Below are 12,309 nucleotides of genomic sequence, written 5' to 3' on the forward strand. Positions count from 1 at the left end.
GAAGCGCGCCGCGTGGCCGCCAAGCAGGACATCGGCACCGTCATGCAGTCGCTCAAGCTGTACCGGCTCGACAATGGCCGTTATCCGACCCAGGAGCAGGGCCTGCGCGCGCTGATCGAAAAACCGACCACGGACCCGATCCCGAACAACTGGAAGGACGGCGGCTATCTCGAGCGTCTGCCGAACGATCCGTGGGGCAACACGTATCAGTACCTGAATCCGGGCGTGCACGGCGAGATCGACGTGTTCAGCTACGGCGCGGACGGCAAGCCGGGCGGCGAAGGCAACGATGCCGACGTCGGTTCGTGGCAGTAGGCTTCGTTTGCTACCCTGATATTGACGTTGATCGTTACCGGCATCATGCGACCGTCCGACTGCACGCTTCGCGCATCGTCATCACGCGCGGCCACCACGCGCAATGCATGCGCTGACGGCACGCGCGCGCATGCATTGCGCGTGATCGCTCACGGGGATGCGCCGCGCGCGATTTCGCACGGACGGGAGCGCGGCTTCACGCTGCTCGAAATGCTCGTGGTGCTGGTGATCGCGGGGCTGCTGGTGTCACTCGCGGCGCTGACGATGACCCGCAATCCGCGCACCGATCTTAACGAAGAGGCGCAGCGTCTGGCGCTGCTGTTCGAATCGGCGGGCGACGAGGCGCAGGTGCGCGCGCGGCCGATTGCGTGGCTGCCCGTCGAAGGCGGCTTTCGTTTCGATATCCACACGAACGACGGCTGGCGTCCACTGCGCGACGACGATCTGCTCGGGCCGCGTCAGTGGGAAGGCGGCGTGACGGGCGTCGCGATCGACTATCCGGGCTCCGATACGCATTCGGAACGCGTTGTGTTCGGCACTGAGAGCATCGATACGCCCGTGCAAGTCACGCTGTTTTCCCCTGTCGGCCGCGCGACGATCGTCGGCACCGGCAACGGCCGTTACGAGGTGCGCTGATGATGCGCGCGCTTCGTGTGCGCCGTTCGCGCGGCGCTGTGAACAACGCCTTTGTCGAAGGCTTCACGATGATCGAAGTGCTGGTCGCGCTGGCGATCATCGCGGTGGCGCTGGCGGCATCGCTGCGCGCAGTCGGCAGTCTCGCGACGGGCGAAGCGGACCTGCACCGGCGCCTGCTGGCCGGCTGGAGCGCGGACAATGCGCTCGCGCAACTGCATCTCGCGCATACGTGGCCCGACGTCGGCACGCAGAGCTTCGACTGCTCGCAGGGCAACCTGCAGCTGATCTGCACGGAACGCGTGAGCGCGACGCCGAACCCGATATTCAGGCGCGTCGAGCTTTCGGTGACGACGCCCGGACATCCGGGCAATCTGGCACAGCTGGTAACGGTGATCGGGAATGAAACGAACCGTTCTCTCTAGACCCCGCGCCGCGCGCGCTCGCCGTTCACTGCTGCTCACGAAGACGGCGGGCGGCTTCACGCTGATCGAGCTGCTCGTCGCGATTGCGATTCTCGCCGTGATCGCGGTGCTATCGTGGCGCGGACTCGACCAGATCATCCGCGGACGGCAGACCATCACCAACGCGATGGAAGACGAGCGCGTGTTCGCGCAGCTGTTCGACCAGATGCGCATCGATGCGCGCAACGCCGCATCGGACGACGAAGCGGGCGAACCGGCCGTCGCCGTGAACGGTAATGCGCTGCAGATCGTGCGCTACATGCACGCGCCGGGCACGGCGCCGCGACTCGTGGTCGTGCGCTACCGGATCACGAGCGGACGCATCATCCGCTATGCGTCGCCGCCGCTGTCGAATGTCGGCGAGGTGCGGCGCGCGCTGGGCGGCGGCGAGAACGAAAACTGGAGTTCCGTGCCGCTGATGGGCGGCGTCGGCGCGATCACGGCCAGACTGTATGTGCCGAAGGTCGGCTGGACGATGCAGATGAAAGACGTGCAGTCGGCGATCACCGAGAACGACAATAACCTCAAGGTTCCACAGCTGGGCAATGCGCCGTTGCCCCGCTCCGTGACGGGACTCGAGGTGAGTGTCGGGGCCAGTTCGCTGGCGCGGCCTGTCGTCCGGGTATTTCTTGTGGGGGAGTGATATGCGTGCTCGCCGTGTCGTCTTGCCCTCTCGTCAACGCAGCAGCCAGCGCGGCGCTGCCATCATCAGCGCGCTGCTGGTCGTCGCGCTGTCGGCGATTCTCGTCGCCGGCATGCTATGGCGGCAGCAGGTGCAGATCCGGCGCATCGAAAACCAGCGGCTGCTCGCGCAGGCGCAATGGGTGTCGCGTGGCGCGCTCGACTGGACGCGCCTCATTCTGCGCTCCGAAGGCGATACGTCCGCGGGCATCACGTACCTCGGCGGCGTGTGGGGCGTGCCGATTGCGCGCACGCGCCTGTCCGACTTTCTCGGGCAGATCGGCGAGGTGCGCGCGCAAGAAGGCGCGGCGACGTATGTTTCCGGGGCGATCGAGGACGCGCAGGCGAAATTCAATCTGCGCAATCTCGTGTCGACAGCCGTGCCCGGCGCGCTCACGCTGAACATCCAGCAGGTCCAGGCGTTCCAGCGGCTGTTGCAACTGCTCGGCATCAACGGCCAGCTCGCGAAGACCACCGCGCTCCAGTTGCGCGCCGGGCTGCGGATGTCGGCGACGCGGTTCCAGACGCCGACCAATCCGCTGACGGGTGCCTCGCAGCAGAGCCCGCAGACAGCGCTGCAGGGCGGCGCTGTCGGCGGCGGCAACTATACCGATCAGCCCGGCCTCGAAGACACCGACGAGAATGCGCCCGTCGCGCCGATCCAGATGACGGGCGTCGATTCGCTGCTCGACGTGCCGGGCTTCACGCCCGAGATGATCGCGCGGCTGCGCCCGTTCGTGACCGTGCTGCCGACGGCTACGGCCGTCAACATGAACACGGCGCCCGCCGAGGTGATCGCGGCCATCGTGCCGGGGATGAGCCTGTCGAGCGCGCAGGCTCTGGTCGCGCGCCGCGAGACAGTGTTCTTTCGCAACGTCGGCGATGTGCAACTGGCGGTGCGCGGCACGGGCGCCCAGCAACTCGTGTTCGATCCGAACCAGATGGATGTGAATACCAGCTACTTCCTTGTCCACGGCCGCGTCGAGCACGAACGCGCCGAGGTCGACCGCACCACCCTCATCTACCGCGACGCGCTCACGCACACGACGCGTATCGTATGGGGACGAGACCAGCTATGAACATTGCAATTTCCCGAGAGAGTGGCCATTGAGCACGCTGATCGTTCTTTTGCCGCCGCGTGATCCGGCGGTGCCGTCGCAGGAATGGCAACTGCCCGACCTGCCGTTCCTGCTGCTCGACAAGTCGGGCCGCATCCAGCGCGCCGGCCGCTCGGCGCCGGGGCTGCTGCCGCGCGCGTCGTCGACCGTTCTGATGATCGGCGCGCGCGATTGCCTGATGCTCGCCGCCACGGTCCCGCCGCTCAAGGGCCCGCGCCTGCGCCAGGCGCTGCCGAACGTCGTCGAGGACCAGCTGATCCAAGACCCGCAGACCACGCACATTGCACTCGACCCACAGGCGCTCGAGGGCAATCGCCATGTGCTCGCGATCGTCGATCGCGGCTGGTTCCGCTTTATCGTCGAAGGCTTTATGGCGGCGGGCCATCGCAATGTGAAGGCGGTGCCTGTCGCGCGCTGTCTGCCACAGCCTGCCGCCGCGACGGCCGCTGCACCTGCGCCGGAAGTGCATGCGGAAAAGGCCGTCGCGACGGGCGCGGATGCAGAGTCGTCGTCACCGCGCGCGGAACGGGCGGCCGACGACATCACGCCCGTCGTCGCGGCGGTGCTGGGCAGCGTGGTGTCATCGACGGTCGCAGTACTCGGCGAAGAAGCGATCGTCGATGCGGCCCCGCCGCGCGTCGAACTCGCGCTCACGCGCGGTCCGCTCGGCGAAGGGCTCGCCTTGCCCGAATCGGCCGTGAATTCGACGGTGGCCGCGCTCGCGGGGAATGCGCCCGTTACGCTCTATACGCTCGTCGATTTGCCCGGCAGCGAGCCGCGTCTGTCGTCGACCGCTCAGTCCGGCCGTGGCTCGCCGATTACCGGTGCGCTGCCGCTGTCGTTCGAGACGCTCGCGCGCAACGCGATCCAGTGCCGCTTCGATCTCTGCCAGTTCGAGTTTGCGGTGCAGCCGTGGCGACTCGATCGCGCGACGCTGCGCCGTCTGCGCCTGCCGCTGTGGCTGCTGGCAGGGACCGTGCTGATCGCGATCATCGGCGCGAACGTGCAGTGGCTGATGCTGTCGCGCCAGCGCGACGCGCTTAACGCGCAGATGGCGGAGCTGCTGCTCAACACGTTTCCGAAGACGACGGTTGTACTCGACGCGCCGGACCAGATGGCGCGCCAGTTGCAACAGCTGCGTGTGGCGGCGGGCGAGCTGTCGCCGGATGATTTCCTCTCGCTCGCGGACGGCCTCGCGCGCTCGCTCGGGCCTGTGCCCGTCAACGGACTTGCTGCGCTCGAGTATCACGACCGGCGGCTCGACGTGACGTTCAAGCCCGAAGTGAAGGTCGATGCCGATTTCCAGCAGCGGCTGACGCGCAATGGCCTGAACGGTGCGATCGACAGCAACACCGGCAAGTGGACCATCAGGAACGGACAATGAAAGCAGAACTCTTGAATGCGTGGGTCGGTTTCTGGGAAGCACGCACGGCGCGTGAAAAGGGTCTTTTGACGTGGGGCAGCGCGGTGCTGGCCGTCGTGATCGTGTGGTCGGTGCTGTGGGCGCCCGCGCAGGAAGGCCGCGCGCGGCTGCGCGAATCGATTCCCGGCCTGCAGCGTCAGCTCTCGCAGATGACCGCGCAAGCCAACGAGGCGCGCACGCTGTCGGCGGCGGCCCAAGGCGCTGCGCCGACGGGCGGCGCGCTCAAGGATGCGTTGACGGCGTCGCTGAACGATCACGGTCTCGCGCCGACGCAGGTGCAGGTGCTCGGCAACGCGGTGCAGATCCAGCTGAAGAACGCGTCGTTTCCGACATGGACGCAGTGGCTCGACGACGCGCGCCGGCAGTTCAAGGTGCAGGTGTCCGAGGCGCACGTGACGGGGCTGAAGGCGGACGGCCAGGTGGACCTGACGGCGTCGCTGCAACCCGCGACCATCAAATGACGGCGCTGCCACGGGACCACGCATGAATGTCTGGATGCGGCGATTGCGCGTCGCGCTGCCCTGGATCGTCGTCGCGGTGATCGCGAATCTCATCGTTGTGCTCGTGATGGCGCCTGCCGCGTGGATCACGCCGCAGTTCTCGAAGGCCACGCAAGGACATGTGAATCTCATCGATCCATCGGGGTCGCTGTGGCATGGCTCCGCTTCACTGATGCTCGCGGCCGGGCCCGGTGCCGAAGCGGCGACGCTGCTGCCGGGGCGCATCGAATGGCATACGTCGTTCTGGCCGCTTTTCACGGGCCGCGTGCGCATGCAGATGCGGCAAAGCGAAGCGATGCCCGACCCTGTCACCGTCGACGCTACGCTGCGCACGGCGACGCTTTCGGGCGGCACGATTGCCGTGCCGGCCTCGCTGCTCGCGGGCCTCGGCGCGCCGTTCAATACGCTCGATCTTCAAGGCGACGTGCGCCTCACATGGACCGACTGGCGCAGCTTCAACCGGCAGACGTACGGCCAGCTGATCGTCACGCTCAACGACATGAGCTCGCGCGTCTCGCGCGTGAAGCCGCTCGGGTCGTATCGGGTAGTGTTTCAGGCGCAGGGGGCGGCGGGCACGCTCGACCTGACGACATCGAAGGGACCGTTGCTGCTCACGGGGCACGGCACGCTTAGCGAAGCTTCGACGTCGTTCAACGGGCAGGCGAGCGCGACGCCCGATGCCGCCGACAATCTCGCCGGATTGCTGAATGTGCTCGGACGCCCGACGGGCCCCGGACAGGTCGCGCTGTCTTTCACCCACTGAGCTTCACGCGCGCGGGTCACAGCGGTCACAGACGATCACAAGCACAACGGCCGCCATGTTTGCGCATGGCGGCCGTTTGCGTTTGCGTTGCGTTCGAGGCGTGCGTAACTGAGGCTCAGCCTTGGGTTCAGCCGGCTGCGGCCGCCTTTGCGACAGGCGTGGCGGGTGTAGCAGCAGGCGCCGATGCCGGCGCGGGCGCGGCGACGCCGCCTGTCTCGCGGTCCATCTGCGATGCATCCCAGCCGCCGCCCAGCGCCTTCACGAGACCCACCGACGACACCATCCGCTGGCCCGCGATACTCGCGAGCTTCTGCTCGGCCGTGAACGCGGTGGTTTGCGCGGTCAGCACGTTCAGATAACCGACGGTGCCGGATTTGTACTGATTGGTGACGATGTCGAGTGCCTGTTGCGCGGACTGCACGGCTGCCTGCTGAACCGTGATCTCCCGTTCGAGGATGCGCAGCGATGCGAGATTGTCCTCGACATCCTGGAACGCCGTCAGCACCGTCAGCCGATACGTGGCGACGTCCTGGTCGTATGCGGCGCGCGCCGCTTCCGTCTGAGCGCTGCGCAGGCCTGCATCGAAAATCGTCGCGGCCAGTTGCGGGCCGAGCGTCCAGAAGCGCGACGGTGCGGTCAGCAGTTGCGAGAACACCGAGCTTTCGAAGCCGCCGCTCGCGGATAGCGTCAGCGTCGGGAAGAACGCGGAAATCGCGACGCCGATCTGCTCGTTCGCCGCTGCGGCCTTGCGTTCCGCCGACGCGATATCCGGCCGCCGTTCGAGCAGCGCGGACGGCAACTGCGCGGGCACGGCGGGCGGCACGGCGTCGAGGGGCGCGGGCGGCAGCGAAAAGGTCGAAGCCGGTTCGCCGATCAGCACGGCGATCGCGTGCTCGTTCTGCGCCCGCGCGACGCCGTTGTCGATGGCGGCGGCTTGCGCCGATTGCAGCTGCGTTTGCGCCTGAATCACATCCGAGCGCGCGGCGACGCCTTGCGCATAGCGGTTCTGCGTGAGCGTGAGCGTGCGTTGATAAGCAGCGACCGTGTCGTCGAGCAGCTTTTGCTGCGCGTCGAGCGAACGGATATTGAAATAGGTTTGCGCGAGCGTCGCCTGTGCGGAAAGGCGCGTGTTCGCCAGATCGGCGGCAGCGCTTTGCTGGCCGGCCTTTTGTGCGGCGACGGTGCGGCTGACCTTGCCCCACAGGTCCGGTTCCCAGGTCGCGTCGAGCGACAGGTTGTAGCTGTTGCTGATCGTGCCCGAGCTGCTCAGCGATGACGTCGTGCCGCCGCCCCCGCCTGTCACGGAGCCGCTGAAGTTGCGGCTCGGCGAGCGCGAACGCGTGGCGTCTCCCGACGCGCTGATCACGGGGAAATACGCGGCGCGCGCTTCGCCGACGAGCGCGCGCGCCTGGCGGTACGCGGCGGCGAACTGCGCGATGCTCTGGTTCGACGCGTTGAGCTTGTCCTCGAGCGCGTTCAGTTGCGCATCGTTGTAGATGCCCCACCAGCTGCCGCGATCCTGCTGGTCGGCGGGCTGCGCGACTTTCCAGCCATCGGCTGCTTCCTTGTACGAAGCGGGAACGTCGGCGGACGGCCGCTTGTAGTCGGGACCGACGGCGCAGCCGGCAAGCGCTACCGCCAGCGCAGCGGCGACGGCCACGCTCATCACGCGTGGCCGCGCGACGTTCGCGACTGCGGCGCGGGCGCGCGAAGTTCGATCAAACTGCATGCAAATGAATTCCTGTCGATTCGGATGGCGCAACGCGCCGACGCTGCCGCGGAACGGCCGCCCGCGCGACAACCGGCGCGTCTTCGCGATGGCTCGAATGGTAGCTTACGCGTCGCCTGCGACGAAAACAGAAGAGTAATGCGGCAAGCACTTAACGTGTGTTACCGACGATGAGTCGACGGTTACGCGCCGTTACGGGAAGGCCCGCTGGGACGCGGCAAAACGAGGGCCGCCTGTCGCGGCGGCCCGGGTCGAGAAACAGCGGATGGGCTCTTTAGACGCGCGGATCAGCCGTCGTCTGCCGCGCCTGTTTGCCTGCGGCGGCGCGGCAAGGCGGCGCATCGGGACGCGTCTGGCAGATAGACGCGGCGGGCGCGATCGTCTGATGGTTGGCCGTGGAACGGGCTTTGGGCGAAGCAGCCAGCAGCGCGACGGGCCTGACGGCCTGCGCGGCTTGCGTTCTCGCCTTGCGCGAGCGCCGCCGTTCTATCCACGCGAAGAGCAATACCCCAAGGGACCCACCCGGCAAAACGAAGATCACCGCATATAGGGCCACTTTCCACCAGCGGCTGGCCCCTTGAAGTGTTTGTAGCGCGGACTCGGTCAATGAGCGGCTCCAGCCGCCGAGGGTATTTTTCAGGTACAGCATCGCGGGAATCCTCTGTGCGCCGGCAAAGGAAGGCGCACGCAAGTGCGGTCAGAACATGGTCTCCGATGACGCGGATCGCGTAACTCGTTGCCTGCAATAATATTGACTATGCAATTAATTTTCAAGATACTGTGCTTTGCAACATGGTCTTGTTTTGTTTTTGGGATCGCGTTTCTCGCACACCGCGAACGCGTTTGACTTCGCTGCCTGGGCAGATAGAATCCTCGAAGTCCATGCGGCGCATATCCGCGCTGCGGTTTTCATCAGAGCTCTAATGACAGACGGCCCGTATCAGCCGGAGTCGATTCACCTCGAATCGAGTCTCGGCTACTACCTGACCAAAGCGCGGAACGTGCTGGTCGACCGCACTGATCGGGCGGTCGCGCACCTCGGGCTGACGACGCAGCAGATCGGCGTGATCCTGCTGCTTTCGTGCGGTCGCGCGACGACGCCGTTCGAACTGTCGCGGGCGATGTCGTATGACAGCGGGTCGATGACGCGGATGCTCGACCGCCTGGAAAAGAAAGGGCTGATCGCGCGATCGCGCAGCGACAAGGACCGGCGCATCGTGAAGCTGGAACTCACGTCGCAGGGCCTTCACGCCGCGTCGCAATTACCGGAGATCGGCGCAGCCGTGCTCAACGAACAGCTGCGTGGTTTTTCGGAAGCGGATCTGGCGACGTTGATCAGTCTGCTGAGCCGGTTCATCGCCAACGGCATTGATGCAGGAAGCGGCGCCGGCGGATGTGGCGCTGGCGGCGAACGCGAGGAAGAAGAATGCGGGTCGTCCGCTCCGAGCGACGACGTGTAAGCGGCCGCATCAAGCGCGGCTTTGTTTTGAACATATAGCTGTCTGGGCAGAGAGTGTCGGGACATGGAAGTGCGGCCATATGTGGCCCGCATTTTCATGTCGCGGCAAGTTCTTCTGCCGGGACAGGGAGAATAGCGAATGAGCGCATCGGCTTCCGCTTCCAACGATACGACGGCTGAACTGCCGGCATCCTCCGACGCGCCCACGTCCGACGCCGCGCTACCCGGCGCGTCCGTGCCCGGTAACCCCGCTGCACCAGCCCCCGCCCCGCTTGCCGGCGGCACGCTGGCGCTGTTGACCGTGGGCCTCGCGTTGGGCACGTTCATGGAAGTGCTCGACACGTCGATCGCCAATGTCGCCGTGCCGACGATTTCCGGCAGCCTCGGCGTTGCGACCAGCGAAGGCACGTGGGTCATTTCGTCGTATTCGGTGGCGTCGGCGATCGCCGTGCCGCTGACGGGCTGGCTCGCGCGGCGCGTCGGCGAAGTGCGGCTGTTCACGCTGTCGGTGCTGCTGTTTACGCTTGCATCCGCCGCCTGTGGCTTTGCTCAGAACTTCGAATCGTTGATCGCGTTCCGTCTGATCCAGGGACTCGTGTCCGGGCCGATGGTGCCGTTGTCGCAGACGATTCTCATGCGTTCGTACCCGCTCGAAAAACGCGGCCTCGCACTCGGCTTGTGGGCGATGACGGTGATCGTCGCGCCGATCTTCGGTCCTGTGATGGGCGGTTGGATCACCGACAACTACACGTGGCCGTGGATCTTCTACATCAATCTGCCGATCGGTCTGTTTTCGGCGGCATGCGCGTTCGTGCTGCTGCGCGGGCGCGAAACGCAGACGACGAAACAGCGCATCGACGGCGTCGGCCTTGGTTTGCTCGTGATCGGCGTCGCGTGTCTGCAGATGGTGCTCGATCTCGGCAAGGACCGCGACTGGTTCAACTCGACGTTCATCGTCGCGCTCGCGATCATCGCGGTGACGTCGCTCGCCTTCATGCTCGTGTGGGAGATGACGGAGAAAGAGCCGGTTGTCGACCTGACGCTTTTCAAGGACCGCAATTTCGCACTCGGCGCGCTGATCATCTCGTTCGGCTTCATGGCGTTCTTCGGCTCGGTGGTGATCTTTCCGCTGTGGCTGCAGACGGTGATGGGCTACACGGCGGGCCTCGCCGGGCTCGCGACGGCGCCTGTCGGCCTGCTCGCGCTCGTGCTGTCGCCGATGATCGGGCGCAACATGCATCGGCTGAATCTGCGGATCATTGCGAGCTTCGCGTTCGTCGTGTTCGCGTTCGTGTCGCTGTGGAACTCGACGTTCACGCTCGATGCGCCGTTCAACCAGGTGATCCTGCCGCGCCTCGTGCAGGGCATCGGCGTCGCGTGCTTCTTCGTGCCGATGACGACGATCACGCTGTCCAGCATCACGGACGAGCGTCTGGCGAGTGCCTCCGGGTTATCGAATTTTCTGCGGACCTTGTCAGGCGCAATCGGTACGGCGATCAGCACGACGTATTGGGAAAACGACGCGATCTATCACCATGCGGTGTTGTCGGAATCGGTGAGCGCCTATTCGGCGAATACGACGTCTTATAGCGATTTGCTGGCGTCGTTGGGTCTTAAGGGGCAGGCCGTGACGGCGCAACTGAATGAGATCGTCACACAGCAGGGCTACATGATGGCGACCAACGATTTCTTTCGCATTTCGTTTGCGTGTTTCATCGTGCTCGCGTGTCTCGTGTGGATTACGAAGCCCCAAAAAGGCGCGGCGGCGTCGATGGGACATTGACGCCGCCGCTGGAATGGACGCTTGATCGCTCCCGACCACTTTGCTGCGAGAGCGAGGATTACTTGCCGTCGATCTGAATCTCGACTCGACGGTTCTTCGCGCGTCCGACTGCGGTGGTATTCGGCGCGACGGGCGACGCGGCGCCGTAGCCCTGCACGTCCCACATGGAAGCACGCACGCCGGCCGTCGCGAGATAGCGCTGCACGGAGCGGGCGCGTGCCGCCGACAGACGCTCATTCAGTTTCGCCGAGCCTGTGGAATCGGTGTAGCCGGCGATCGTCAGGCGTTCGATACCGACGTCGCGATTCTGCGCGATGAAGCCGTCGAGCTTCGCGGTTGCTGCGGGCATCAACACGGCGCTATTGACGGCGAAGTTTGCGTCGGACTGCAACGTCACTTTGCGCACAGGCGCTACGACGGGCGCGGCGACAGGCGTTGCTACGACTGCGGGCGCTGACGTCGCGACGACGGGTGTTTCGCACTGGAACGTGATTTCGCGGCGCTCGTTCAGCCACACGAAATCTGTCGATTCGGGATCGGCGGGATCGATGCGTTTGACCTGCTTGTCCCCGCAAAGACGCTTGATTTCGGCCATGCAGGCCTGAATACCTTCTGCAAGACCGAGACACTGCACGCGATACGCCTGCGTTCCGTCGGAGAGCGTGACGATGTCGGTGTTGTGGGTTGGACCTGAATACGACGTGCAGCCCGCGATACCCACAGCGCATGCAACTGCCGTCAACGTACGAATAAACATAAAGACTTTCCCGATGATGAAAATAAGCCTGCGAGACGATGAGTGTTGCGAGGCGAATTCCCAATCGGAGAAGTCTTAAAGATGCGTTGGCGACTCTTGAGTGCTCTTATTGAGAGACTGGCTCCCCTGTTGGCGACGATGTCGATTGCCCATTCGTTCCGGCCGATTGACCGGACGTCGACGGCGCCGCCAGATTCGGCGAGCTTCCCCGTACGAACTGCTTGAAATCGGCGCCGGCTTCCCAAGGATTCGGTTTGCATCCGAGCGAACTGTCGCAATGCGCGGCGAAACCGATCGTCGACGTGCCGTCGATGTTCGGCGTCTTGGTGATCTCGAAGGCGAGCGCTCGCGTGCCACCCTCGGGGCCCGTCGTCTGGATTAGCGCGTCCGTTGCGGTCGTGACCTCATAGCGAGAATGCGTCGTGACCCACGAGTGCGCGCGCTGCCACCAGGCGTCGCACTGGGCTTTGCTCGTACAGGTCAGCGGCGCGGTCGCGATCTGCATCACATCGGGATTGACCTGCCCTTGCGTCGAACAGCCAGCGGCCAGCGCGCAGAGCACGGCCATCAGACCTTTTCTCATAACCGGACTTTCTCCCATTTGTATTGGCCGAGCGCTAAAGCGCTGCGTTATGAAAGTTGGACCGCAGTCGCAGCGGCATGTTTCATCAGGCGAGCATGCCG

At 65.2% G+C, this 12,309-nt stretch carries 14 protein-coding genes; 10 read left to right on the forward strand and 4 right to left on the reverse strand.

Annotated features, from left to right (window positions below; all coding sequences use genetic code 11):
• The 8 genes from gspG to BMW76_RS36305 form a co-directional block, all read left to right on the forward strand.
• Positions 1 to 315 (forward strand): type II secretion system major pseudopilin GspG (gene gspG / locus BMW76_RS36270; RefSeq protein ID WP_090873601.1); only part of this gene is annotated, 315 nt, incomplete at its 5' end.
• A 45-nt stretch (positions 316 to 360) separates the two neighbouring features.
• Complete coding sequence (locus tag BMW76_RS36275) at positions 361 to 951, forward strand: GspH/FimT family pseudopilin (RefSeq protein WP_090873631.1); 591 nt, start codon at positions 361 to 363, stop codon at positions 949 to 951.
• Positions 951 to 1,373 carry a type II secretion system minor pseudopilin GspI gene (gspI, locus tag BMW76_RS36280; protein WP_090873602.1) on the forward strand — a complete coding sequence of 141 codons (423 nt, stop codon included), beginning with the start codon at positions 951 to 953 and terminating at the stop codon, positions 1,371 to 1,373. Before BMW76_RS36275 ends, gspI begins: the two co-directional genes overlap by 1 nt.
• Entirely contained in the window at positions 1,351 to 2,055 is a 705-nt protein-coding gene (locus tag BMW76_RS36285; RefSeq protein ID WP_090873603.1) for a PulJ/GspJ family protein, read from the forward strand. Before gspI ends, BMW76_RS36285 begins: the two co-directional genes overlap by 23 nt.
• A gap of 1 nt (position 2,056) precedes the next feature.
• Positions 2,057 to 3,172: a type II secretion system minor pseudopilin GspK gene (gene gspK / locus BMW76_RS36290; RefSeq protein WP_090873604.1), complete on the forward strand. Its 1,116-nt coding sequence runs from the start codon at positions 2,057 to 2,059 to the stop codon at positions 3,170 to 3,172.
• Between the two features lie 28 nt (positions 3,173 to 3,200).
• On the forward strand, positions 3,201 to 4,595 hold the full coding sequence (gene gspL / locus BMW76_RS36295) for a type II secretion system protein GspL (protein WP_090873605.1): 1,395 nt from the start codon (positions 3,201 to 3,203) through the stop codon (positions 4,593 to 4,595).
• Complete coding sequence (gspM, locus tag BMW76_RS36300) at positions 4,592 to 5,095, forward strand: type II secretion system protein GspM (RefSeq protein WP_090873606.1); 504 nt, start codon at positions 4,592 to 4,594, stop codon at positions 5,093 to 5,095. Before gspL ends, gspM begins: the two co-directional genes overlap by 4 nt.
• 22 nt (positions 5,096 to 5,117) lie before the next feature.
• The gene (locus BMW76_RS36305) at positions 5,118 to 5,897 is read left to right on the forward strand and encodes a type II secretion system protein N (protein WP_090873607.1); all 780 of its coding nucleotides are present in this window, start codon (positions 5,118 to 5,120) and stop codon (positions 5,895 to 5,897) included.
• Positions 5,898 to 6,024: 127 nt separating this feature from the next.
• On the opposite strand, the gene BMW76_RS36310 is transcribed toward BMW76_RS36305, so the two are convergent.
• Together BMW76_RS36310 and BMW76_RS36315 are read right to left on the reverse strand one after the other, a co-directional pair.
• Entirely contained in the window at positions 6,025 to 7,626 is a 1,602-nt protein-coding gene (locus tag BMW76_RS36310) for an efflux transporter outer membrane subunit (RefSeq protein WP_090873632.1), read from the reverse strand.
• Positions 7,627 to 7,900: 274 nt separating this feature from the next.
• Positions 7,901 to 8,275 carry a hypothetical protein gene (locus tag BMW76_RS36315; protein ID WP_090873608.1) on the reverse strand — a complete coding sequence of 125 codons (375 nt, stop codon included), beginning with the start codon at positions 8,273 to 8,275 and terminating at the stop codon, positions 7,901 to 7,903.
• 274 nt (positions 8,276 to 8,549) lie between these two features.
• Between BMW76_RS36315 and BMW76_RS36320 the strand changes: the two genes are divergently transcribed.
• Together BMW76_RS36320 and BMW76_RS36325 are read left to right on the forward strand one after the other, a co-directional pair.
• Positions 8,550 to 9,086 carry a MarR family winged helix-turn-helix transcriptional regulator gene (locus BMW76_RS36320; RefSeq protein WP_090873609.1) on the forward strand — a complete coding sequence of 179 codons (537 nt, stop codon included), beginning with the start codon at positions 8,550 to 8,552 and terminating at the stop codon, positions 9,084 to 9,086.
• A gap of 138 nt (positions 9,087 to 9,224) precedes the next feature.
• Positions 9,225 to 10,868: a DHA2 family efflux MFS transporter permease subunit gene (locus BMW76_RS36325; RefSeq protein ID WP_090873610.1), complete on the forward strand. Its 1,644-nt coding sequence runs from the start codon at positions 9,225 to 9,227 to the stop codon at positions 10,866 to 10,868.
• Positions 10,869 to 10,926: 58 nt separating this feature from the next.
• Here the strand turns inward: BMW76_RS36325 and BMW76_RS36330 are convergent, their stop codons facing one another.
• Together BMW76_RS36330 and BMW76_RS36335 are read right to left on the reverse strand one after the other, a co-directional pair.
• Complete coding sequence (locus BMW76_RS36330) at positions 10,927 to 11,625, reverse strand: OmpA family protein (protein ID WP_090873611.1); 699 nt, start codon at positions 11,623 to 11,625, stop codon at positions 10,927 to 10,929.
• Positions 11,626 to 11,731: 106 nt separating this feature from the next.
• Positions 11,732 to 12,208: a hypothetical protein gene (locus tag BMW76_RS36335; protein WP_090873612.1), complete on the reverse strand. Its 477-nt coding sequence runs from the start codon at positions 12,206 to 12,208 to the stop codon at positions 11,732 to 11,734.
• Between the last annotated feature and the right edge of the window lie 101 nt (positions 12,209 to 12,309).

Source organism: Paraburkholderia diazotrophica, assembly GCF_900108945.1.
GTDB classification, from domain to species: domain Bacteria; phylum Pseudomonadota; class Gammaproteobacteria; order Burkholderiales; family Burkholderiaceae; genus Paraburkholderia; species Paraburkholderia diazotrophica.